We start from the raw sequence: 23,228 nt of genomic DNA, 5'->3' as shown, positions 1-23,228 counted from the left end.
ATGATTCCTTGAAAACACTCGCGCACAGGCGCATGCCATTGCCTGGCCGCAAGGACAGGGCAATGGAGTGAGGGTCAGCAAGGGATCAGGCGCGCGGAGGACGCCAGCGATCAGGCGGTGCGCGCGACAGCAGACTGTGGGCGTAGCTGTCGGAGGGGCGTGGGGTGGCGAAGGTCAGGGCAGGTGTCGCGAGGCTGACCTGCAAGGTGGTGGCGGTCTTGCACTCTTGGCCGGCCTTGCAGGCCTTGGAGGCGTGCTGCGAGGAGGATTTGCCGCTGTCCTGGTCCTGGCAGCAGTCATGGTCCATCCCCGCCATCATGCTCATGCCCATGGCCTGCATGGGGCAGGGTTCGGCAGGCGATTCGATGCCCGCCATCCCGGAGAGGGGAAGCGAGAGCATCAAAAGCAGGATGATCAGGCGGCGCAGGGTGGCGGACATGGCGCGAGTCTAGCGGGAATTGCGTTAGGGGAACATTAACAAAATGTGTCTGCGCCAGGCTGGCCGCTCGCTTCGAAACCAAAAGCCAGCCCAATCCTTGTTCAACATCCAAAAGCCAGCCCAATCCCTGTGGGAGCGGGCTTGCCCGCGAAAAGGGCACTGCGGTGAATGGCACGGGCTACACCCGTGTTCGCGGGCGAGCCCGCTCCCACCAAGAGGCAGAGCCGGGCGGTTCAGTGAACGGCGCCGAACCCCGATCCTGGTACCTGCCGCAATGCTCCGACCAGGGCATCTGCCTGTCCGAGCGCGATCTCAAGGCTGCGCATGCTGGCACCCATCAACTGGCGCACCTCGACATCGGCACAGGTATCGTGGGCATGGTACGCATCGGTATAGGCGTGGAGCATGAAGTGGCAGGCGTTGGACAGCACCTCCTCGATGGGGACCAGACCTTCGAGAATGGCGGTGGAGAGGGATTTGCCGGCGGGGACTGCGAATTTGCGGAGGAGATTTTCGGGTGGGTCGGGGACGATTTTTTTCATGACAGCTCCGTGTAGGTTGAACTGCATCCTTTCGTTTCCACACGTTAGGGTGGCAGCTGTTCACGGGGTGGAAAGCCGGGTACACGGAAAACCCCGGTAGGTCCGAAGACCTCCCGCGCACAGCTGCCATAAAGGGCTGCCGCTTTCCATGTATCCGGGTTTCCACACCCGGTCGCTGAACATCAGCGACCGGGGAAGCCTATGGGCCAGGCTTCCCCGGGACAATCAGACGGGAGTCGACAGGTTGCGTAGGGTATTTCCCTGTGGCCATTGCTCTCTGTCAGACGCGGAGTAGTCCGCTGTAGGAATTAGCCCTTTATCGCGGCGCTTACGGCAAGTCGAGGCTGTACTCAGCGGCCGCGCCCCAGCGCATCCGGATTGGCCACGTTCATCGGCGCACCCTCGAAAAACGCCAGCACATTATCGAAAGCATCACCGAAGTACAGCTCGTAACCCGCCTTCTCCACATACCCCAGGTGCGGCGTGCACAGTGCGCGCGGGTGCTGGAGCAAGGGGTGGGCAGGGTCGAGCAGCGGTTCGCTCTCGTACACATCCAGGGCAGCAAAGCCCGGGCGTCCATTGTTCAGTGCCGCGAGCAGGGCACCGGGGGCGATCAGCTCGGCGCGGCTGACGTTCACCAGCAGGGCATCGGGCTTCATGTGTGCCAGGTCTTCGCCGGTCACGAGGTGGCGAGTGCTGTCGGACAGGCGCAGGTTGAGGCTGACAATGTCGGCTTCGGCGAAGAACGCCTCGCGCGAAGCTGCAGCCCGGTGGCCATGGGCCTGGGCAGCTGCGCGGCTGCTCTCGCTGCCCCACACCAGCACCGGCATGTCGAAGGCCTGGGCGTAACGCGCCAGGCGTTGGCCGATCTTGCCGTATCCCCAGATCCCCAAGGTCTGCCCCGCCAGGGCCTGCCCCAGGTTGACCTGCCAGCGCCCTTGCCTGAAGGCATCGATGGCCGGCACTAACTGACGGCGGGCGTTGAGGATCAGCGTCCAGGCCAACTCAGCCGGCGCTACCGGCGAGCCGCGGCCTTCGGTCACGACAACGCCGCGTGCGGTGCAGGCAGCCAGGTCCAGGTGGCTGGATACCTTGCCGGTCTGGCTGATCAGCTTGAGCTTGGGCAACCGGTCGAGCAGCGCCGCGTCGATGCGCGTGCGTTCGCGGGTGAGCACGAGCGCGTCGGCATCGGCGAATCGCTCGACGAGCTGGTCCTCGGTGGCCGGTTGCAGTTGGTGGAGCACAGTGACCTGGTGCTTGCCCAGGCGGGCGAAGCAGTCGAGCGTGCTGATCACATTCTGGTAGTCGTCGGGGATGACAATGTGCATGTGCGGCGGTCCGAGCGGGTCTGGAGAGATCAGACGATAGCCGAATTCGCCAGCGGTGCACGAGCCCTCTTCAGGTATCGCCACCGCGCGATAGCGCCTGGAGTACGGCCATCGCCTGTGCAGCGTCGTCACTGGCGACAAAGATATGGTCGTGATAATAGGCGGCGATCACGTTGCAACTGATGCCCGCTTCCCCAAGTGCGCTGGCGAAGGCCGCAGTGAGGCCGACGGCATCGAGCGCGGAGTGAATGGTCAGGGTGATCCAGGCCGCGACGAAGCTGTACTCCAGGCCCAGCGCATCGGCGCGTGAACGGTCGAGGATTGCGGTCAGACCTTCCTGCTCGCGGAAGCTGCCGAGCACTTCGCTGCCCTGCAAAGCTGCGCTGTCGGCCACGGTGCAGAACACGTATTCGCCGGGGTTGAGTTTGGGGCTCATGCCGCGCAGCAGCGCGGTGATGGATTTTTCGCCTGACATGGGGGAGCTCTGTGTCTGAAAAGTTTGCCAGTGTGCCTGTCCGGTACCGATCAGTAGAGCGAATGTTGCTGATAGCCGATTAGCCTGGCTTATGTAGACAACGATGGACGCAGGCTTGCGGGCTGTGGAAGATTGATCCCCCTTTGGTGCCAGACTGTTCCCCCGCAAAGCGAGTGAAGCAATGGATCTGAAATTCAGTCATGTCGATGTACTGGTGAGCGACCTCGAGGCCGCGTGTGCGTATTACGCACGGATACTCGGTGCGCGGATCTCGAAAACCCAGGTCTGGGAGCGCGGCGGCCTGCATGTGCACTACGCCGTGGTGCTGATGGGGGCGGAGCGTTTCATGCTGGTCCAGCCGCTGGCAGGCAATCTCAAGACGCTACTCGAGACCCAGGGCGAGGGCACCATCTACCGCCATTGCTATTCGACCCCGGACATCGAGGTGGTGTACGACCAGCTGATGGCGCAAGGTGTTCAGCCCGAGGACGAAAATGGCAACCCGCTGGCCCGAAATGACCTGCAAGCACCGGGAGGCGGGCGGATCATCTGGCTGCCCAAGCAGTTCGGGCACTTTTCGATCGAGATCCTCGAGGCCGAGGGGCTGGAGCGCTTTATCGAAGAGGTGTTTGCCTGACCTGGCATCGACCTCGATCGATCAACGGAAGATCAGCGACTGATGGGCTGCACCGCCAGTACGGGCGCCGTCACCTACCGCAATCGCCACGTTCCCTGCGGCCACTGCCGCATCGCCGCAGGCGAACACACCCGGCACGCTGGTTTCGCGCAAGGCATCGACCTTGATGAAGTCGCCGGTCGGTCCCGCCTCGAGGGCGCAACCCAACTGCTGCGCCAGCGGGCTGGCGATACGCGTGTGTGGCTGGGTGAACAGGCCCGCCAGGGCGATCACCCGGCCGCTGGCCAATCTCACCTCGGCGTGCTCGCCGCCCACCGCTATCACCGCCTCGCGCTCGACCACCACACCGCGCTTGTCGAGCAGCGCCTGCTGTTCGGCATCGGGCTCGAAGACCTGATTGAGGAACAAGGTGGTCGGCCCCCAGTCGGGGACCAGCAATGCGTGGTGGATGGCCAGGGGTGAGGCGGCCAGAACGCCAATCGCCGCACCGCCCATTTCATACCCATGACAGTACGGGCAATGCACCACGCTGCGGCCCCAGCGCTCCTGCAGACCGGGCACATCCGGCAGTTCATCGACCACACCGGTGGCCAATATCAACCGCGCACCGGTGAAGGTCTGGCCATCGGCGCAGGTGACCGCGAAGCCTTGGTCAGCCTTGCTGGCCTCGACGGCTGCTTGTGCTAGCCACTCGACGGTCGGGTAGGCAAGCAACTGCTCGCGTGCCTGACGGGCGATGAGGGCGGGGTCGGTGCCGTCCTGAGCGAGGAAGCCGTGGGCGTTGCGGGCGAAGCGGTTACGCCGCTGCCCGGCATCGATCACCAGGACCTTGCGGCGTGCCCGCGCCAGTTGCAGGCCGGCCGAGATACCGGCGTAGCTGCCGCCAACGATGATCACATCGAATTGCATGGGAGGTTCTCCGTGAAAGTCTCGACACAACGTAAGTTGCGTGAATGAGCGCGTCAAGTTTCTCGTAACTTTTGTTGTGTCGGGTGATACTGCGCGCACCTCCCTCGACGATTGCCCTCCCATGAGAAACGACACCCGCCTGTCCCGCATGCTCCATGTGCTGATTCACATGGCGCGGCACGAACAGCCTGCGACGTCCGAAACCCTCGCGCAGATGCTTGGCACCAACCCGGTGGTGGTGCGGCGCACCATGGGGCTTTTGAGAAAGCAGGGCTATGTGCAGTCCGAAAAGGGCCACCGCGGCGGGTGGACATTGGCCCGCCCGCTGGAACAGATCACCCTGCTGGATATACACGAAGCACTCGGGGCTTCGACGTTGTTCGCCATTGGTCTTGCGACCGATCACCCGCAATGCCTGGTCGAACAGGCAGTGAACGCCGCGCTGACCGACGCCTTCGATGCAGCACAGGCGCTGCTGCTCGAGCGCCTGGGGAGCGTGACCCTGGCGCAGTTGGCAGAAGATTTCGAACGGCGTTACCAGGGCCGTGTGCCCTTGGCCAAAGCGTGATTTGCCGGTATCGATCAATACCGGCACCGGTCACCAAAGCACGATATCGTAGGTCAGGTAGAGCCGATTGCTATCGCGGCCACGGGCGAAATCCGAGCGGTACACGTAGTTGCGCAGCTTGGCGCCCAGCCCCTTGAACGGTCCGGATTGCACAACGTAGGCCAGTTCCGCGTCGCGTTCCCATTCGCGCAACCCGTCTTCGCCTGAGCGCTGGTTGTCGCCACTCAGGTAGCGGGTCATGAAGGTCAGTCCCGGCACCCCTGCGGCAGCGAAGTTGTAGGCATAGCTGGCCATCCAGGTCTTCTCGTCTTCCTCGATGAATTTTCCGATACCGACGTTGCTGAACGAATACACGGTCGCGCCGCTGATGTAGGGCAGGCCGGCGTCGCCGCGCAGCACCTGGTAGCCGGTGCCGAAGGCATGGCCACTGTGGCTGTAGGTCAGTTGCCCGCTGAGCATGTGGTTGTCGATGCGTCCGGCCTGGGCCGCGCCCTCGTCGCGACTCCTGAAATAGCGCAGGTCGCTGGCAAGCGTGCCACCGGCCAGCGGTAGGTCATGCTGGATGCCGGCGAAGTCCTGGCGGTAGAAGTCGCTCAACTCACCGTGGAAATAACTCAGGCGCAGTTGCTTGCTGACCGCGTAGTCGGCGCCGCCGTAGCTGAAATCGCCGGATTCACGACCGCTGTAGCCGTCCACAAACAGCCCGGTGCTGTTCGATGAGTCGCGCTGCTTGAAGCGATCCAGATGCCCGAACGTGAGGGTGAGGTTGTCGAAGTCGTTGCTGACCAGTTGGCTGCCCTGGTAGGTCTGCGGCAGCAGGCGGGCGTCGTTGTAGACCAGTACGGGTGTCTTGGGCAGCAGTGTGCCGTGCTTGACGACTGTCTTGCCCAGGCGTGCCTTGGCAGTGACGCCGGCGCTGGCGAATTCTTCGGCGGCGTGGCCGTCGTCGTGTACCGGCAGCAAGCCGGTGCCACTGCGTCCGGGGCCTGAGTCCAGGCGCACGCCAAGCAGGCCCGATGCGTCGATGCCAAGCCCCAGGACACCCGGGGTATAGCCGGATTGATAATCGAGCAGAAAGCCTTGCGCCCATTCCACTCGCTCGCTTTTGGCGTTGGCGGCGGCGCGGCTGCTCATGCCCTGTTCGTCACGGAAATTCTCGTTGAAGTAGACGTTGCGCAGTTGCAGCTTCAGTGTGCTGTCGTCGATGAAACCGGCAGCGTCGACAACAGGCATGCAACCGCAGAGCAGGGCACAGCCGGCCCCTCGCAGAACGATTCGAGACATGATCGGTACTCTAATGTGGGACGCGCAGAAGGCGGGCGCCAGTGGGCGCCGCGCAGTGGTTCAGACGAAGAACGACAGGGCGCCGGTGAGCAGCGCCAGTGCGGTGATCACCAGTGAGGTCAGCACCGCCCATTTCACCGTGGCCTTCTGGAAGTCGCCGATGTCGCGGTCGACCATGCCCACCAGCAGCAGGGTCGAAGCCACCAGTGGGCTCATCAGGTGCACCGGTTGGCCGAGTACCGAGGCCCGGGCAATCTCCACCGGATCGATGCCGTAGGCTGCCGCAGCGTTGGCCAGGATCGGCACCACACCGAAGTAGTAGGCGTCGTTGGAGAGCACGAAGGTCAGCGGCATGCTGGTCAGCGCCACCACCAGCGGGAACCAGTGGCTCCAGGCCTCCGGGATCCAGTCCACCAACGTCTGGGCCAGCGCATCGACCATCTTGGTGCCGGAGAAGATACCGGCGAAGATGCCCGCTGCGAACACCAGCAGCACCACGGTCATGGCGTTGCCGGAATGGGCGAGGATGCGTGCTTTCTGCACCTCGAGTTGCGGGTAGTTGATCATCAGTGCGGCGACGAAGCCAATCATGAACAGGATCGCGGCGTGCATCAGGCCCATGACCAGGGCGCTCATCACGATGATGACCAGCACCAGGTTGACGTAGGCCAGGCGTGGGCGCTTGTGCGGGTTATCGCCGAGGATCTCCTTGATGTAGCAGTTGCCGCCCCCGGACTCCAGCGCCACGTTGCCGATGCGTCGGCGTTCGGCACGACCGAGCAGGAACGCGGTGAATACCACCCAGGCGGCACCTCCGATCACCGTCGGCAGCATCGGGATGAAGTATTCGGTCGCATCCAGGCCAAGTGCGGCGATGGCGCGGGTCGCCGGGCCACCCCAGGGGCTCATGCCGCTCATGATGCTCAGCGACAGCATGGAAATGGTGGCGAGGATCATCGGGTTCATGCCGATGCGCTTGTAAAGCGGCAGCATCGCCGCGCAGGTGATCATGTAGGTGGTGGTGCCGTCGCCGTCGAGGGCCACCAGCAACGACAGCAGCGCGGTGCCGATGGCGATCTTGATCGGGTCACCATTGACCCGCTTGAGGATCTTGCGAATCAGCGGATCGAACAGGCCGGCATCGATCATCAGGCCGAAGAACAGGATGGCGAACAGTAACAGGGCGGCCGATGGTGCGACCATTTTCAGACCGTCGAGCATCATCTTGCCCAGGTCCGGGGCGAAGCCGCCGATGATCGCGAAGACGATCGGCACCACGGTGAGTGCGACGATCGGTGACAGGCGTTTGCTCATGATCAGGTAGGTGAAGGTCACCACCATGACCAGGCCAAGGAGTGCAAGCATGGGTCGTTTCTCTTGTTTTTATTGTCGTCATGGTCGCCTGGCGCGCAGGCGTCCGCCAGCCCCCGCCCGAGGCGGGGGATCAAGTGAGGTGAATGTCAGTGAGTACGATGGGGTGGGGTTGCAGCCTGGGTAGGCTGCCAGGCCTGCTCGGCCGGGGTGTCGGCTTTGCCGCTGGCCAGGGTGCGCATGAGCGTTTCCCGGTCGCAGGCGTTCTCCGACAACGAAATGACTACGGTGGCCACCGCGTTGCTCGCCAGGCTGGTGAGGGCTCGCGCCTCGGACATGAAACGGTCGATACCGATCAGCAGTGCAAGGCCGGCCAGCGGGATGTCGTGGATGACCGTAAGGGTCGAAGCCAAGGCGACGAAGCCGCTGCCGGTAACACCTGCAGCCCCTTTGGACGACAGCAGCATGATCGCCAGCATGGTCAGGATCTGGCCGAGGCTCAGGTCGATGTTGCAGGCCTGGGCGATGAACACCGCGGCCAGCGACAGGTAGATCGCGGTGCCGTCGAGGTTGAACGAGTAGCCGGTCGGTAGCACCAGGCCCACCACGCCTTTCTTGCAGCCCAGAGCCTGGAGCTTTTCCAGCATGCGTGGCAGCACCGGCTCTGTGGACGAGGTCCCCAACACCACCAGGAACTCTTCGCGCAGGTAGCGCAGCAGCTTCCACAGGCTGAAGCCATGCGCCCGGCAGATGCCGCCCAGCACCACTATGACGAAGAAGGCGCAGGCGATGTACAAGGTGCCGATCAGCTTGGCCAAGGCACCGAGCGAGGTGATGCCGTACTGGCCGACGGTGAAGGCCAGTGCGCCGAAGGCTCCGATCGGGGCGAAGCGCATCAGGTAGCCAAAGATGCGGAACACCATCTGCGACGCGGACTCCAGCACCTCCAGCACCGGCCTTGCGGATTCGCCCATGGCTGAGAGGGCGAAACCGCAGAGCACGGCGATGAACAGCACCGGCAGTACTTCGCCTTTGTCGAAGGCACCGATGAAGGTCTCGGGGATGATATGCATGAAGAAGTCCACCACGCCCAGTTTGGCGGCGGAGGTGGTGTATTGGCTCAGGCCCGCAGTACTGAGCGTTGCTGGGTCGATGTTCATGCCCACGCCTGGACGGAACAGGTACACCGCGACCAGGCCGATGATCAGGCTGACCACGGTCAACACCAGGAACAGCAACAAGGTCTTGCTCATCAACCGACCCAGCGAACGGCGGTCGGTCATGCCGGCGATGCCGGTGACGATGGTGCAGAACACCACGGGCGCGATCATCATCTTGATCAGCTTGATGAAGGCATCGCCCAGCGGCTTGAGCGCAACGGCCTGTTGCCCCCAGAAGTGACCGACCACCACGCCTAGCAGGACGGCGCAGAGAATCTGAAAGTACAGCGATTTCATGAGTTTCATAAGGCATCACCCATTATTGAAGTTGTGCGGATGCGCTGGATGGAGCTGGATCGGGCTTAGCCCGCGAGTCGCCGCGTGGACGGTGCGTAGACGAACCCCGAGAACAATCGGCGTGCGGTGCGTACCACCGAGGCTTGCAGTGTCTGGCCATCGGCACCGGAGCGCGACAGGGCGATGTCGATGGCCCCGCTTGGATGCTCCAGACGTACCTCACGCAGGGTCAGGGCCTGTTCACCGAGCAGGTCGCCGATCACTGTGCCGGGGCTGACACAGGCAGTGGCCAGTCCGATCGCACCGGTGATCGCCAGCGCCCGGTGGCAGCTGTGCGGCATGAAGTAGCGAACCTGCAGAGTGCCATCGAAGCGTGGTGCGGATACCACGACCGGCTTCGGGATCACCATGTTGCTTACATCTCCCAGGCCCATGGCCCGGCCGGCCTTCAGCCGCAGGGCTTCGAGGCGTTTGAGCAGCTTTGCATCGGCGTCCAGTTGAGCCGGGCTCTCGCTGCCCTCAAGCCCCAGGTGACGGGCGTCGACGATCATCATCGGCATGGCCATGTCGATACAGGTGACCGGTACGCCATCGATCACCTGCTGGGACTGGCCAGTGGGGAACAGGCTGCCGGTCTTGCTGCCGACGGCATCGAGGAATGTCAGGTGCACAGGGGCCGCGGTCCCAGGAACGCCGTCGATGGCGGTACGGCCCTCGTAGCGCACGATCCCGCCAGGCGTCTGTACCAGAGAGTTGACGAATGTGCCGGTATTGAGGTTGCGGATGCGGACCAGTGTCTGGCCGTCGTTGCCCTTGACCAGCCCTTGTTCGATGGCGAAGGGGCCGACCGCGCAAAGCATGTTGCCGCAGTTGGGCGCGGTATCGACACGGCGCTCGGCGACCATCACCTGCACGAACAGATAATCGACATCGGCATCGGGGTGCAGTGAGGGGCTGATGATCGCAACCTTACTGGTCTGCGGGCTGCCGCCGCCAATGCCGTCGATTTCCAGTTCATGGCCCGAGCCCATCAGGGCGATCAGCATCTCGTCGCGCTCGACGATATTGGACGGCAAGTCCCAGGCATGGAAGAAGGGGCCTTTGGAGGTCCCGCCGCGCATCAGCACACAAGGAATTCGTTGCATGAAGTCTAGCTCTTGTTGATCAATGGACATCATTGATGTGTATGGGACAAGAGTGACAGGGGTGGATAAATCAATCAAATGCAAATATCGTCGCTATTATTGCGTTATACAAATAAATTGTCGGCCAGTGTCTGAAAGAGAATCAGCATGGAATATGAGCTTCAAGACATACGATCTTTCGTGAAAATCGCCGAACTGGGCAGTTTCCATGAGGCTGCAGAGGTTTTGCACTTGTCGCAGCCAGCCTTGAGCCGCCGCATCAAGAAGCTTGAGGACGGCCTTGGGACACCCCTGCTCGAACGCACCACGCGGCGCGTCGGACTGACCAGTGTCGGGCGTGACTTTCTACCCAAGGCCCGGCGCCTGCTGGACGATTTCGAGGATTCGATCCTGAGCATTCGCGAGCTGGCCGAGCGCCAGACCGGGCAGGTAACTTTGGCCTGCATCCCTACCGCAGCGTTCTACTTCCTGCCCTCGGTCATTCGCCTCTACAACGAACAGTACCCCAAGATTCGTATTCGCCTGCTCGACCTCAGTGCCAACGATGGCCTCGAGGCGGTGCTGCGTGGCGAGGCCGATTTCGGGATCAACATGATGAGCGGGCAGCACCCGGACATCGAGTTCGTTCCACTGGTGCAGGAGCAGTTCGTGCTGGCCTGTCGGCGCGACCATGTGCTGGCTGGGCGCGTGTCGGTGAGCTGGACGGAACTGGCCGAGCACCGGCTGATCGGGGTAGGGCGGCTCAGCGGCAACCGCATGCTGCTCGACCACGCGCTGTCGGGATTGGGGCTGCGGCCAAAGTGGTTCTACGAAGTACAGCATCTGTCGACCTCGCTGGGCATGGTCGAGGCCGGGTTGGGGGTGTCGGCGATGCCGAGCCTGGCGATGCCGGCGGCGGATCACCCGACCCTGGTCAGCGTGCCGCTGATCGAGCCCGAGGTGACCCGCACGCTGGGCCTTGTGTATCGCCGCGGCGCTTCATTGTCGCCAGCGGCGGAGAAATTCGTCTCGATCCTGCTGGAGCAGTGGCCGAACGTGTGAGCCGCCCTGTAGACAGGGCGGGCTGTTGCGCCTCGGTCAGCGAATCGCCACCGGGTTGATGTTCACCTGGGTCGAACCTTTGTAGAGCGGCTGGCCAAGCACGAACATGAACTCGAAGGCCTTGTCCTTGACCAGCGCCCGAGTGTCGATCAGCTCGAGGTTGTAGATCCCGCGCTTGGCCAGCATGAACTGGTTGACCGGGAACTCGTCGCCCGTGGGGTTCGGATACACCTCCGAGGCCCAGGTATCACCGCCGAAGGCGACGATGCCCTGGTCGGCCAGCCATTGCGCAGCCGGCAGGTCGATGCCGGGCTCGGTGGCGAGAAACTGTGCGTTATCCTTGCCGATCAATTCCAGCCAACCGGTGTTGAACAGCACCACATCGCCTTTGCGCAGGGTGATGTGCTGCTTTTTCAGCACGGCCTGGATGTCGGCGACGGTGAACGCGGTGCCGCCGGGAACGATGGCCTGGCCGTAGTGTGCGGTCATGTCCAGCACCACGCCGCGGGTCACCATCGGCGGTACCTTTTCGATCCCAAGCTTCGTCACGCCTTCGACCGTGACGAAATCGGCGGCCTTGTTGCCGTTGTAGTAGACGTTGTCGATGCCGATATGGCCGATGCCGTTGAGCTGGGTGCCGACGCCGGTCCAGCCGTTGACCAGTTCATCGTTGAAGGTGAACTTGTTGCGACCGAGGGTCTGGCCGGCCTGTTCGCCGGGCTGGATGTTGTAGAGGTGGAAGCTGCGGTGGCGAAAGGCTGGCAGGTCCTTGCTCACCGGCACGGCAAGGGGGTAGGTCTTGCCGGTCTTGATCAACTCGGCGGCCTGCTTGACCACGTCGGGGGTGAGCAGGTTGGCCGCGCCGATTTCATCCTGGGCGCCATAAGGCGAGGCTTGCCAGTCGGCGGCCAGTGCACTGTGCGCAGTGGCGGCCAGTGCGGTGGCCAGGAGCAGGGGTTTGAACGCTTTCATGGAATCTCCGAGGTGTGAAATGCAGTCGGGAGATTCTCGGCAGCGGGCGGTCTGGGAAAAAGTAGCGGTCGGGACAATCACTTTTGTCTGTGGGGCAACAGGGGGGCCATCGCGGGACAAGCCCGCTCCCACAGGGATTGAGCTGGCTTTTAGATTGTTGGATGAGGCCCTTGCTCCTGCCATCACGGTGTCCAGCTACCTGAGAACACTCGACAATCACACCTCCAGACACCGCTGCAACGCCTCGATAAACACCCCCTCTGCCCGACTCAAGCGCTGCTCGCGGTTCCACAGCAGGTGGATATCCACATCGGCAATCCCTTCATGCGGCGCCAGCTTCCATAGCAGCCCGGCCTGCACATCGGCGGCCACCACATGCTCGGGCAGGCATCCTATACCGAACCCTGCGATCACCAGCCGACGCACTTCTTCAAGGCTCGGGGAGGACGCGACGATCCTGCCGGAAAACCCTTGCTGGTCGCGGAAGATGGTCAATGGCGAGAGCATGCCGCCAATCTGGTCGCTGGTGAAACTGACGAAATTCTCCCGTTGCAGGTCGCCTTCCTGGGCGCCGAACAGCGCATGGTGCTTGCCGCAGAAGAAGGCATAGCGCTGGCGCAGGAACAGGCGTTGCTCCAGGCGCGGTTGAGCACGGCGGTTGAGGCTCAGGCCTGCGGTGGCGGTCTTTTCCTGCAGGGCGGCGACGATGTCGGAGCTGCGCATGACGTCGATTTCCAACTCCACCCGTGGGTGCTGGCGATGAAAGTCGGCGAGAAAGTCGTCGAAGCGCTCACTGACGATACGGCTGATCATCAGCAGGCGCACCTTGCCCACCACTTCGTCAGCAGGCTGCTCCAGCAGCCCACCGATCTGCGACATCTGCCCATACACCTCGCCTGCCAGCTGGAACAGTTGCTCGCCCGTTTCGGTAAGCACGAAGCGTGGGCCGCGGCGGGCGATGAGCTGGCGGCCGAGTTGTTCTTCCAGGCGCTTGAGCGCCTGGCTCACGGCAGGTTGCGTAAGGTGCAGGCGAGCGGCTGCGCGGCTGATGGAGAGTTCCTGGCCGATCACGCGGAAGGTGCGCAGCAGGTTCCAGTCGAGGCGGTCGTTGAGCAGGCGGTCGGACATGATGGGCTCGAATTATAAGTGCGTCTAATAATTCGAATAATAAATAGAAAATTGACTAATCATAGCCCCAGGCCGATAAATCAAGGGCATGCAGGGGCCAGTAAAAGCGGGCTTGACCGTGAAACGGCCACCCCTGCAGCAAGACCAAGCGCCAAAGAGCGCCACCGTGACCCTCAACTCCTGCCAGAACAACAAGCAAAGGAGCCACCCCCATGCAGCCTTCCGCTTCGCCCCAGCCACGCCGGGCCGCGGCCGCCGCGTTCATCGGCACCATGATCGAATGGTACGACTTCTACATCTACGCTACTGCCGCCGCCCTGGTGTTCGGTGCCTTGTTCTTTCCTTCCGACAACAGCCTGTTCAGCACCATGGCGGCCTTCGGCACCTTCGCCGTGGGCTTTTTCGCCCGGCCATTGGGCGGCATCGTGTTCGGCCATGTGGGTGACCGCATCGGGCGCAAGAAATCCCTGGTCATCACCCTGCTGATGATGGGCGTCGTCACCATCGGTATCGGCCTGCTGCCGACCTACGCACAGATCGGCGCCACCGCACCGGTGCTGCTGATCCTGCTGCGTATCGTCCAGGGCATCGCCGTGGGTGGCGAGTGGGGCGGGGCGGTGTTGATGGCGGGCGAGCATGCGCCCAAGGGCCGACGTACCTTTTTCGCATCGTTCGCCCAGCTGGGCAGCCCGGCCGGCTTGATCCTCTCGCTGCTGGCCTTTGGCGCCGTCACCCGCCTTCCGGAAGAAGACCTGATGAGCTGGGGCTGGCGCCTGCCGTTCCTGGCCAGTGCGTTGCTGCTGCTGGTGGGCCTGGCGATTCGCCTGGGGGTCAACGAGTCGCCGGAATTCATCGCCAGCCGCGAGCAGGCGCTCAAGGCCCAGCGCAAGGAGCAGGCGCCGGTGCTGGAGGTGCTGCGTACCGCCTGGCGTCCGCTGTTGCTGTGCATCGGTGCCAATACGCTGGGTATCGCCGGCGTCTACTTCACCAACACCTTCATGATCAGCTACACCACCCAGCAGCTGCACCTGGAGCGCGCGCTGATCCTCGAATGCCTGTTCTTCGTGGCGATCATCCAGTTCTGTGTGCAGCCGGTTGCGGCCTGGCTGTCGGAGAAGCTCGGCGCCACCCGCTTCCTTGCCCTGATGGCGCTGCTGGCGATGGCTTCGCCCTACCCGATGTTCGTGCTGGTCAGCTCCGGGCAGGGGCCGCTGATCGTGCTCGGTATCGCCCTGGCGGCGGCTTGCATGGCGTCGTTCTACGCGGTGATTGCCGGCTTCGTCAGCGGCATGTTCCCGACGCGGGTGCGCTACACCGCGATTTCCCTGGCCTACCAGGTGTGCGGCGCTATCGCTGGTGGCCTGACGCCATTGATCGGCACCTGGCTTGCCCATCAGTTCAGCGGCCACTGGTGGCCGATGGCGCTGTTCTACACCTTGATCGCCAGCATTTCGCTGGTCTGTGTACTGGCCCTGGCCCGCCAGTATGCCCACAGCCAGCGCCTCGAGCTGGCCTGAAATCCCGATTCGACTGGAGGACCCATGATGTTGAAAAGCAATGGCGAGCGCCTGTGGGCGAGCCTGATGGCCATGGCCGAGGTCGGCGCTACCGCCCGTGGTGGCAGTTGCCGCCTGGCCTTGAGCGAGGATGACAAGGCCGGCCGCGAGCTGTTCGCCGGTTGGTGCCGCGAGGCTGGCTTGAGCCTGTCGGTGGATGCCATCGGCAACCTGTTCGCCCGGCGCCCCGGCCTCGACCCGCAGGCCGCGCCCGTGATGATGGGCAGCCACCTGGACACCCAGCCTGAAGGTGGGCGCTTCGATGGTGTGTACGGCGTGCTGGCGGGCCTGGAGGTGATGCGCCGCTTGAACGACCTCGGCATCCAGACCCGCAAACCCCTGGAAATCGCTGTGTGGACCAACGAGGAGGGCGCACGCTTCACCCCGGCGATGTTCGGCTCGGCGGTGTTCACTGGCGTGCTCGACCTGCAGCAGGCCCTGGCGATCCTCGATGCCGATGGCATCAGCGTTGCCGAGGCGCTGGCGTCCACTGGCTATGCCGGTGAGCGGCCATTGGGCGGGCCGGTGGACGCCTATTTCGAGGCGCACATCGAGCAGGGGCCGATCCTGGAAGACAATGCCAAGAGCATTGGCGTGGTGACGGGCGGTCAGGCGATTCGCTGGCTCGACGTCACGGTCCAGGGCATGGCCGCCCACGCGGGCACCACGCCGATGGCTCTGCGCAAGGATGCGTTGTATGGCGCTGCGCGGATGATCCAGGCGGTGGAGCAACTGGCGGCCGACTTCGCCCCCGAAGGGCTGACCACGGTGGGCGAACTGTCCATCGCCAAAGCGTCGCGCAACACGATCCCGGGCGTGGTGCGCTTTACCGTCGACCTGCGCCATCACCGCGACGAAGCCATCGAGGCCATGGAACGTGGCCTGGGAGAGTTGCTGCAGGCTGTCGCCGCCCAGCGCGGGCTGCAGGTGAGCGTCACGCGGCACTGGGTCAGCCCGGCCACCCCGTTCGACGCCGAGTGTGTGGCGACGGTGCAGCACGCGGTCGATGCCCTCGGCCATACCCAGCAGCGGATCGTCAGTGGCGCCGGGCACGATGCGATTCTGCTGGCGCGCTACTGCCCGACAGCCATGATCTTCATCCCTTGCGTAGGCGGCCTTAGCCACAACGAAGCCGAAGACGTGCTGCCCGACGACGCCCGTAACGGCGCCGATGTATTGCTCAACGCCGTGCTGGCCCGTGCCGGCCGTGTCGAACCAGGAGAGGCCTGATGCGCTGCTATTTCCACCCCGAACAACTGCTGCACCATCCGCGCAGCTACTACTCCCGTGGTGCCATGCGCACCCCCCAGGAAGTCCCTGAGCGTGCTCAGCGCCTACTGCAAGCGGCTCGCGACCTGGACATGGACATCCGCCAACCGCAGGATGCCGGCCTGGCGCCGCTCGTTGCGGTGCATGGCGAGGCCTACCTGGCCTTCCTTCAGGAGGCTCACGCGCGCTGGAAAGAAGTGCCCGAGGATTGGGGCGATGAAGTGATGTCGAACATCTTCGTGCGCGAACCCAACGCCTTGCGCGGCATCCTGGCCCAGGCCGCGCGCTACCTGGCCGATGGCAGTTGCCCGGTGGGCGAGCAGACCTGGCGCTCGGCCTACTGGTCGGCGCAGAGTGCGGTTGCCGGGGCACGGGCGATTCTCGACGGTGAGCGTGCGGCCTACGCGCTGTGCCGACCGCCAGGGCACCACGCACGCTTCGAGGCTGCAGGCGGTTTCTGCTACCTCAACAATGCGGCCGTCGCCGCCCAGGTATTGCGCGAGCGCTACCACAAGGTCGCAGTGCTGGACACCGACATGCACCACGGCCAGGGCATCCAGGAGATCTTCTACGCGCGCAACGATGTGCTGTATGTCTCGGTGCACGGTGATCCCACAAACTTCTACCCGGGCGTGGCCGGCTTTGCCGACGAGCGCGGCACGGGTGAGGGCGAGGGTTACAACCTGAACTTGCCGATGGCCCATGGCGCGAGCGAAGGGGATTTCATGGCGCAACTGGGCATTGCCCTGGATGCGGTGAAGGATTTCGATGCCGAGGTGCTGGTGCTGTCGCTCGGCTTCGATATCTACGAACTCGACCCGCAGAGCAAGGTGGCGGTCACTACCCAGGGCTTCGCCACCCTCGGCGAGCGGATTCGCGAGCTGGGGCTGCCGTGCCTGATCGTGCAGGAGGGCGGCTATCACCTGCAGAGCCTGGAAGCGAATGCCCAGGCGTTCTTCGCTCAAACGAGTGACTGGCGCTGAGATTGACATCCAAATGGATTGTTTTGCCGCGTAAAGTCGCTTTTTTGCTCGCCAAAACCGGGCAAGCTGCTGTGCAGCTCGCCCGATTGGCCGGTACCGCTCAGGCCGAGCGGCGTTGAGTCTCGGCCATGGTCGGGGCCATTTGCTCGGCCGATTCGAGAATCAGGTCTGCACCTTTCTCCGCCACCATCATCACTGCCGCGTTGGTATTGCCTGAGGTCACATTGGGGAATACCGAGGCATCGACGATGCGCAGCCCCTCCAGCCCATGCACTGCCAATCGCGCATCCACCACGCTGGTCGACGGGTCGTTGCCCATCGCGCAACTGCCGCACAGGTGATAGATCGATCCGCAGTTCTCGCGAAAGTACTGCAGCATGCTCGCGTCGTCGTCCACCGCCGGGCCCGGCAGCACTTCCTCGACCGTGATCGCGCGCAGCGCCGGGGCCTGCATGATCGAGCGCATCAGACGGCTGCCCTGGATGGCCTCGTCGATGTCTTTCTGCGTGCTCAGGTAGTTCGGATCGATCAGCGCAGGCTCACGCGGATCGCGCGAGGCGATGCGAACTTCGCCGCGGCTGGTCGGTCGGCAGGGGTTGAAGCACAGCAGGAAGCCCGAGTAAGGCTCCGGCTGCAAACTGGCCTTGTTGTTCTTGGGAATCTGGTACGACAGCGGGTTGAAGTACAGCTGCAGGTTCGGGTGCGCCTGTTGGGCATCGCTGCGGAAGAACCCGCCGGACTGGTTGACGCTCAGCGCCAGCGGCCCCTTGCGGGTCAGCAGGTATTGCAGGCCGAGCCTGAGCTTGCCCAACAGCGAGCCGAACACATCGTTCAGGGTCGGGATATTGGCCTTGTAGTAGTAGCTCACGCACAGGTGGTCCTGCAGGTTCTTGCCCACGGCCGGCAGGTGGTGGCGGGTGTCGATGCCGTGCCGGCCGAGCAGGGCGCGGTCACCGATGCCGGACAGTTGCAGGATCTTGGGCGTGTCCACCGCACCTGCCGCCAGGATTACCTCGCGGCGGGCACGAAACTCGCGCGCTACGCCGTTCTGCGAAATGCGGACGCCGACCGCGCGCTTGCCCTCGAGCAACACCTGTTCGACCAAGGCGTGATGCTCGATGTGCAGGTTCGGGCGCCCCAGCGCCGGGTGCAGGTAGGCGAAGCTGCTGGAGCTGCGTTGGCCGTCACGCACGTTGACGTCGTAGATGCCGGCGCCTTCGAAGTGCTTGCCGTTGAAGTCTTCGCTGCGCGGGTAGCCCAGTTGCTCGCAGCCTTCGAGAAACACATCGCAGATCGGATGGGCCTGGCCCTTCATCGGGGTGATGCCGATCGGCCCGCTGGCACCGTGGTATTCGCTGGCCCCGGCCGGGTGCGATTCGAGCTTGCGAAAATACGGCAGCACGTCCTTGAACGACCAGCCCTTGGCGCCATTGGCGGCCCAGTCATCGAAATCATGAGCCTGGCCGCGTACGTAGATCATCGCGTTGATCGAACCGGAACCCCCTTGCACCTTGCCGCGCGGCGCATACAGGTTGCGCCCGGCCAGATGGGCCTGGGGCTGGGTGTAGTACATCCAGTTGAAGGTGGGGTTGTAGTAGAGCTTGGCGAAGCCCACCGGCAGCTTGAACCATGGCGAGCTGTCCTTGCCGCCGGCTTCGAGCAGCAGCACGCTGTGGCGCCCCGACTCGCTCAGGCGCGCGGCGAGGATGCAGCCAGCCGAGCCTGCGCCGGCGATGATGTAGTCAAAATCGTTCATGTATCGCTAACCCTGTGAATAGAGGGCCGCCCCGAGGTCGGGGCGGCTTGACGCTCAACCTTTGGCCGGCGAGACGTCCTTGACGTCGACCGGATGCGGCGCCATCTGCAGGTGCAGGCGCTCGCCTTGGTAGCCCGAGTGACGGCGTACCACGTCCATGTCCAGCTCGACCCCGAGGCCCGGCTCGCGAGAAGGGATGATGTAGCCGTCCTCCCATTGCAGGGGCTTCTTGAGGATTTCGGCGTGGAAGCCATCCCAGGTGCCGATGCTTTCCTGGATCAGGAAATTCGGCGTGCAGGCCGCCAGCTGGAAGCTCGCCGCCGCGCCGATCGGGCCGTTGTAGAGGTGCGGGGCGATCTGCGCGTAGTAGGCCTCGGCCATGCTGGCGATCTTCTTGCCTTCGAGCAGGCCGCCGCAGCGCCCGACGTTCATTTGCAGGATCGACGCACCGCCCGCCTGCAGCAGCTTGAAGAACTCGTACTTGGTGGTCAGGCGCTCGCCGGTGGCAATCGGAATGCTGGTCTTGGCCGCGACCTGGGCCATGGCTTCTTCCTGGCCCGGAGGGATCGGCTCTTCGAACCACAGCGGATCGTATTTTTCCAGGCGCTTGGCCAGGCGGATCGCCGACGACGGCACCATCTGCCCGTGGGTGCCGAACAGCAGATCGCAACGGTTGCCCACCGCTTCACGGATGCGCTTGCAGAAGGTTTCGCAGCGCTCCAGCACCTCCAGCGACAGCTGATGGCCGGAGAACGCGGTGTAGGGGCCGGCCGGGTCGAACTTCAGTGCGGTGAAGCCCAGTTGCATGTTCTGCACGGCGCACTCGGCGGCCAGGTCCGGGTCGCTGTAGTCGTACTCGCCCTGGGCGTTGACGGGGTAGAGGTAGGTGTAGGAGCGCAGGCGCTCGTGCACCTGGCCGCCGAGCAGCTCGTAGACCGGCTTGTTCGCGGCCTTGCCGATGATGTCCCAGCAGGCCATTTCCAGGCCGCTGACCACGCCCATCATGGTCAGGTCCGGGCGCTGGGTGAAACCGCTGGAGTAGGCGCGGCGGAAGAAGCGCTCGATATGGTGCGGGTCCTGGTCGAGCAGGTAGCGCTCGAACACATCCTCGATGACCGGCACCATGGCGCGCGGATGGAAGGTCGCGGCGTAGATCTCGCCGACGCCCTCGATACCGCAGTCGGTCTTGAGGGTGACGAACAGCCAATACATGCCGCCGACATGCGGCGGTGGCACGGCCACCACGTGGGTTTGCAGGGATACGATCTTCATGCTTTGCCCGCCTTGGACTTGATGCGTTTGTTCAGGATGAGGGTGGCGACGACGCCGAGCAGGCCCATCACCACGACGTAGGAGAAGTAGATCTGGTAGCCGAGGAAGCCTGGGAAGTGATCGATGATCCAGCCGTTGAGCAGGGGCAGGAACACGTCAGGCGAGTAGCCGACCAGGGAGATGATGCCGATCGCCAGGCCCGTGACCCGCAGCGGCACCTGGCAGTCGTCGAGGATGGCCCAGTACAGGCCGCGGATGGCGTAGGTCATCAGGCCGATGAAGATCACCAGGAACACCAGCACGCCCAGCACCCGCAGGCTCGGCAGCACGATCAGGCCGATCATGCCGACGGCGGCGAGGACCATGGCCCAGGCCAGTACGCCGGTCTTGGAGAAGCGGTCACCCAACCAGCCGCCGCCGATGCCGCCCAGCGGGCGCATCCACAGCTTGATGGTGGTGATCAGGCCGGCGGCGGTGGCGCTGAGTCCGAAGCCACCCTCCTGCAGGTAGGCCGAGAAGCTGTAGGTGGCCCAGAAGAAGTGGTAGCCGCAGAACACGATGGCAGTGACCAGCCACAGCTCCGGGATCGCCATCAGGGTGCGCAGGTCGTGCAGCAGGTTGGCCTTTTCGCGGGCCTGCTGGGCGCTGCTCTTGACCTGCGGGTCGCGCACCAGCATCAGCGCCAGGCCCAGGATCACGCAGCAGGCGGCATAGAAGTGGATGACCCGGGTCAGGCCCACGGCGCTGCCACCGGCACTGTCGGCGACCTGGGCGAACAGGGCGATGGCGATGGTCGCCAGCAGCGCCTCGACCAGGCCACGGCCGCCATCGAGCACACCGAAGAAGCGGCCTTGTTCGCTTTCACCCGCGATCATCTTGACCCGCTTGATCAGCGAGGCCCAGAAGGTCAGGCCGGTGGTGATGCCAAAGCCGCAGAAGATCGCCAGCAGTGCTTCGAAGCCTGGCAACTGGGCGTACCAGACGCCGAGCAGGCCGGTGCCGACCAGCGAGAAGCTGATCAGGAAACGCGGTGAAATGCGGTCGGCGAGCCAGCCGCTGGGCAGGTAGCTGACCAGGAAGGCGGTGCCGAGGATCGAGTACAGATAGCCCAGCTCGCTGTTGCTGATCGACAGCGCCTCAAGCATGGTGCTCTGGTACACCTGGCGCAGGTACAGCATCGGGTAGATGGCGCCAGCGGCCAGCACCAGCAGGGCCAGTTGCAGGTAGCGTGAGAAGTTGGCAGAAGTGCTGGGCACGCTGAGCGCCTCGGGGTTTATTGTTTTTTTCATTGTTGTTCTCGTGGGCGGATCTGTCGTCGGGGTTGTCGCCGGGCAGTGGAGCAGGGCACGCAGGCAGCGTGCCCTGCGCGGGTCAGTACTTGAGGACCACCAGGCGGGTCTGGGTGAATTCGAGCATGCCGTGCTTGCCGTCATCGCCGCCCAACCCCGAGCGTTTCCAGCCGGCGTGGTAGCCCTGGTACGGATCGGCAGGTGTGCGGTTGACGTACAGCTCGCCAGCCTCGATGGCGTTGGCCAGCTTCATGGCGCTGCGGTAGTTCTCGCTGTAGAGCACCGACGACAGCCCGAACTGGTGGTCGTTGGCCATGGCCAGGGCCTCGTCGAGGGTGTCGTAGGCCAGTACCGGCAGCACCGGGCCGAAGGTCTCTTCCTGGACGATTTCCATGTCCTGGCGGCAAGCGCTGAGCAGGGTCGCGGGGTAGAAATTGCCTGGGCCCTCGGGCAGGTAGCCGCCGGCTTCGATACGGGCCCCGGCCGCCACGGCGCGCTGCACCTTGGCGTGGATCTCCTCGCGCGAGCCTGCACTGATCAGCGGGCCCATGCAGGCGGCATCCTCGGCGCGATTGCCGATGCGCACGGCGGCGAACTTGTCGCGCAGCAGGTCAAGGAAGCGCTGGTGCACGCTGGCCTGCACATAGACGCGCTCGATGGCGGTGCACAGTTGGCCGCAGTGGGTGGTCTTGGAGGCGACGATGGCGGCGGCAGCGGCCTCCAGGTCGGCATCGGCCTCGATGATGGCCGGGGTCTTGCCGCCCAGCTCCAGCGAGGGCTTGGCGATGTTGGCCTTGCAGTATTCGAGCACCGTGCGCCCGGCGCGCACGCTGCCGGTGAGGGTGATCATGCCGACCGCCGGCTGGGTGCAGAGGGTGGCGGCGACATCGTGCTGCATGGCCAGGATGTTGATTACTCCGTCGGGCAGTTGTGCCTGTTGCACGGCGCGGGCGATGGCGAAGGCCGACAGCGGGGTGTTGTTGCTTGGGCGCACGACGACGGTGTTACCGGCGATCAGCGCCGGGGCAACCTTGCGCAGCAAGGTGTAGACCGGGTAGTTGAACGGGATCAGGCAGGCGACCACGCCGATGGCTTCGCGCTTGAGCAGGAGGGTTTCGTCGCGGGTGTCGCTGGGGATCACTTCGCCTTCGATGCGGCGTGCCCATTCGGCGTGGTAACGGGTGATCTCGGCGGCGTACAGCGCCTCGTTGCGGGCTTCGCCGGGGGCCTTGCCGGATTCGCAGGCCAGCGCTGCACCGATGTCGTCGGCGCAGGCTTCGAGGGCATCGGCCAGGCGGCGCAGGTGCTGGGCACGCTCGATCGAGGGCAGGGCAGCCCAGCTGCGCTGGGCGCGGCTGGCGGCTTCGACGGCCTGGATCGCCTGGGCAGGGCTGGCGGCGCTGACGCTGCCGACCTGTACGTCGGTGGCCGGGTCGAACACGCTCAGGGCGGGTTGCTCGGGGGCGACGACGAAGCGACCGTCGATGAAGTTGTGCTCTGTACGCATGAAATTGTCCGCTTGCGGGGTGAACGGGCCCACAAGGGCTGGCGAGCGGGCACGGGGCGGCGCTGGCGTAGCGGTTTTTCTTGTGGGTTATGGCGAACAATTTGTCGCAGGCAGGGACGGGGAACAAACGATTAATGCGTGGGGGTAATGTGCTTAAAACGCATGTTACTTGAGCGGTAGTGGGGACTGCTTCGCGGGCATGCGGGGCGCCGAACCGCCACTCCTGCGGGTACCCCAACGACTCTGAAATCGGCGCGGTACCTGTGGGCACCGGTCTTGCTCAAAAATCCAAGGCCAGCCCGATCCCTGTGGGAGCGGGCTTGTCCCGCGATCACCGGCGTAGCCGGTGCCATGCTCCGC

At 64.1% G+C, this 23,228-nt stretch carries 21 protein-coding genes; 6 read left to right on the top strand and 15 right to left on the bottom strand.

What is annotated here, in order from left to right; translation table 11 throughout:
* Positions 1–85: 85 nt before the first annotated feature.
* The 4 genes from ACMGGG_RS12705 to ACMGGG_RS12690 all read right to left on the bottom strand — a co-directional run bounded on the left by ACMGGG_RS12705 (position 86) and on the right by ACMGGG_RS12690 (position 2,784).
* Positions 86–439 carry a hypothetical protein gene (locus ACMGGG_RS12705; protein WP_063545159.1) on the bottom strand — a complete coding sequence of 118 codons (354 nt, stop codon included), beginning with the start codon at positions 437–439 and terminating at the stop codon, positions 86–88.
* 233 nt (positions 440–672) lie between these two features.
* On the bottom strand, positions 673–981 hold the full coding sequence (locus tag ACMGGG_RS12700; protein WP_112898469.1) for a hypothetical protein: 309 nt from the start codon (positions 979–981) through the stop codon (positions 673–675).
* A 350-nt stretch (positions 982–1,331) separates the two neighbouring features.
* A complete protein-coding gene (locus ACMGGG_RS12695; RefSeq protein WP_414155605.1) occupies positions 1,332–2,309 on the bottom strand; it encodes a D-2-hydroxyacid dehydrogenase family protein in 978 nt (325 codons plus the stop codon).
* A 70-nt stretch (positions 2,310–2,379) separates the two neighbouring features.
* Positions 2,380–2,784, bottom strand: coding sequence for an ACT domain-containing protein (locus tag ACMGGG_RS12690; RefSeq protein ID WP_414155604.1), 405 nt, complete (start codon positions 2,782–2,784; stop codon positions 2,380–2,382).
* Positions 2,785–2,965: 181 nt separating this feature from the next.
* Between ACMGGG_RS12690 and ACMGGG_RS12685 the strand changes: the two genes are divergently transcribed.
* Entirely contained in the window at positions 2,966–3,421 is a 456-nt protein-coding gene (locus ACMGGG_RS12685; RefSeq protein WP_054891441.1) for a VOC family protein, read from the top strand.
* A gap of 21 nt (positions 3,422–3,442) precedes the next feature.
* Here the strand turns inward: ACMGGG_RS12685 and ACMGGG_RS12680 are convergent, their stop codons facing one another.
* The gene (locus ACMGGG_RS12680; protein ID WP_125929704.1) at positions 3,443–4,330 is read right to left on the bottom strand and encodes an NAD(P)/FAD-dependent oxidoreductase; all 888 of its coding nucleotides are present in this window, start codon (positions 4,328–4,330) and stop codon (positions 3,443–3,445) included.
* Positions 4,331–4,451: 121 nt separating this feature from the next.
* Here ACMGGG_RS12680 and ACMGGG_RS12675 point away from each other — a divergent pair, with 121 nt between their 5' ends.
* The gene (locus ACMGGG_RS12675; protein WP_125929705.1) at positions 4,452–4,898 is read left to right on the top strand and encodes an Rrf2 family transcriptional regulator; all 447 of its coding nucleotides are present in this window, start codon (positions 4,452–4,454) and stop codon (positions 4,896–4,898) included.
* A gap of 30 nt (positions 4,899–4,928) precedes the next feature.
* Here ACMGGG_RS12675 and ACMGGG_RS12670 read toward each other — a convergent pair whose 3' ends face one another.
* From ACMGGG_RS12670 to ACMGGG_RS12655, 4 genes are all read right to left on the bottom strand, one after another.
* Positions 4,929–6,182, bottom strand: a complete 1,254-nt coding sequence (locus tag ACMGGG_RS12670) for an OprD family porin (RefSeq protein WP_414155603.1) — start codon at positions 6,180–6,182, stop codon at positions 4,929–4,931.
* Between the two features lie 60 nt (positions 6,183–6,242).
* The gene (locus ACMGGG_RS12665) at positions 6,243–7,547 is read right to left on the bottom strand and encodes a CitMHS family transporter (RefSeq protein WP_054891438.1); all 1,305 of its coding nucleotides are present in this window, start codon (positions 7,545–7,547) and stop codon (positions 6,243–6,245) included.
* A gap of 95 nt (positions 7,548–7,642) precedes the next feature.
* A complete protein-coding gene (gene dctA / locus ACMGGG_RS12660; RefSeq protein WP_414155602.1) occupies positions 7,643–8,959 on the bottom strand; it encodes a C4-dicarboxylate transporter DctA in 1,317 nt (438 codons plus the stop codon).
* A gap of 56 nt (positions 8,960–9,015) precedes the next feature.
* The gene (locus ACMGGG_RS12655; protein ID WP_082430640.1) at positions 9,016–10,095 is read right to left on the bottom strand and encodes a 4-oxalomesaconate tautomerase; all 1,080 of its coding nucleotides are present in this window, start codon (positions 10,093–10,095) and stop codon (positions 9,016–9,018) included.
* Between the two features lie 147 nt (positions 10,096–10,242).
* On the opposite strand from ACMGGG_RS12655, the gene ACMGGG_RS12650 reads away from it, so the two are divergent.
* On the top strand, positions 10,243–11,136 hold the full coding sequence (locus ACMGGG_RS12650; RefSeq protein WP_054891435.1) for a LysR family transcriptional regulator: 894 nt from the start codon (positions 10,243–10,245) through the stop codon (positions 11,134–11,136).
* Positions 11,137–11,172: 36 nt separating this feature from the next.
* Here the strand turns inward: ACMGGG_RS12650 and ACMGGG_RS12645 are convergent, their stop codons facing one another.
* Positions 11,173–12,108 (bottom strand): cyclase family protein, encoded by a 936-nt coding sequence (locus tag ACMGGG_RS12645; RefSeq protein WP_414155601.1) that lies wholly within the window; start codon positions 12,106–12,108, stop codon positions 11,173–11,175.
* Positions 12,109–12,324: 216 nt separating this feature from the next.
* Positions 12,325–13,236, bottom strand: coding sequence for a LysR family transcriptional regulator (locus ACMGGG_RS12640; protein WP_054895604.1), 912 nt, complete (start codon positions 13,234–13,236; stop codon positions 12,325–12,327).
* 212 nt (positions 13,237–13,448) lie between these two features.
* Here ACMGGG_RS12640 and ACMGGG_RS12635 point away from each other — a divergent pair, with 212 nt between their 5' ends.
* Genes ACMGGG_RS12635 through ACMGGG_RS12625 form a run of 3 tightly spaced genes read left to right on the top strand, consistent with a single transcriptional unit; the run spans position 13,449 to position 17,044 of the window.
* A complete protein-coding gene (locus ACMGGG_RS12635) occupies positions 13,449–14,753 on the top strand; it encodes an MFS transporter (protein ID WP_054895603.1) in 1,305 nt (434 codons plus the stop codon).
* Positions 14,754–14,780: 27 nt separating this feature from the next.
* Entirely contained in the window at positions 14,781–16,022 is a 1,242-nt protein-coding gene (locus ACMGGG_RS12630) for a Zn-dependent hydrolase (RefSeq protein ID WP_414155806.1), read from the top strand.
* Positions 16,022–17,044, top strand: a complete 1,023-nt coding sequence (locus ACMGGG_RS12625; protein ID WP_414155600.1) for a histone deacetylase family protein — start codon at positions 16,022–16,024, stop codon at positions 17,042–17,044. The genes ACMGGG_RS12630 and ACMGGG_RS12625 overlap by 1 nt, the downstream gene beginning before the upstream one ends.
* Before the next feature lie 100 nt (positions 17,045–17,144).
* Here ACMGGG_RS12625 and ACMGGG_RS12620 read toward each other — a convergent pair whose 3' ends face one another.
* The 4 genes from ACMGGG_RS12620 to aldA form a co-directional block, all read right to left on the bottom strand.
* On the bottom strand, positions 17,145–18,800 hold the full coding sequence (locus tag ACMGGG_RS12620; RefSeq protein WP_414155599.1) for a GMC family oxidoreductase: 1,656 nt from the start codon (positions 18,798–18,800) through the stop codon (positions 17,145–17,147).
* A 54-nt stretch (positions 18,801–18,854) separates the two neighbouring features.
* Entirely contained in the window at positions 18,855–20,072 is a 1,218-nt protein-coding gene (locus ACMGGG_RS12615; protein ID WP_054895600.1) for a mandelate racemase/muconate lactonizing enzyme family protein, read from the bottom strand.
* Positions 20,069–21,361 carry an MFS transporter gene (locus ACMGGG_RS12610; RefSeq protein WP_054895599.1) on the bottom strand — a complete coding sequence of 431 codons (1,293 nt, stop codon included), beginning with the start codon at positions 21,359–21,361 and terminating at the stop codon, positions 20,069–20,071. The genes ACMGGG_RS12615 and ACMGGG_RS12610 overlap by 4 nt, the downstream gene beginning before the upstream one ends.
* A gap of 82 nt (positions 21,362–21,443) precedes the next feature.
* Positions 21,444–22,868 carry an aldehyde dehydrogenase gene (gene aldA / locus ACMGGG_RS12605; protein ID WP_054895598.1) on the bottom strand — a complete coding sequence of 475 codons (1,425 nt, stop codon included), beginning with the start codon at positions 22,866–22,868 and terminating at the stop codon, positions 21,444–21,446.
* Positions 22,869–23,228 lie beyond the last annotated feature (360 nt).

Source organism: Pseudomonas sp. BNK-44-b (genome assembly GCF_047456245.1).
Classification (GTDB): domain Bacteria; phylum Pseudomonadota; class Gammaproteobacteria; order Pseudomonadales; family Pseudomonadaceae; genus Aquipseudomonas; species Aquipseudomonas machongensis.
Note: the sequence above shows the minus strand (reverse complement) of the source record. Positions and strands in the feature narration are given on the sequence as shown.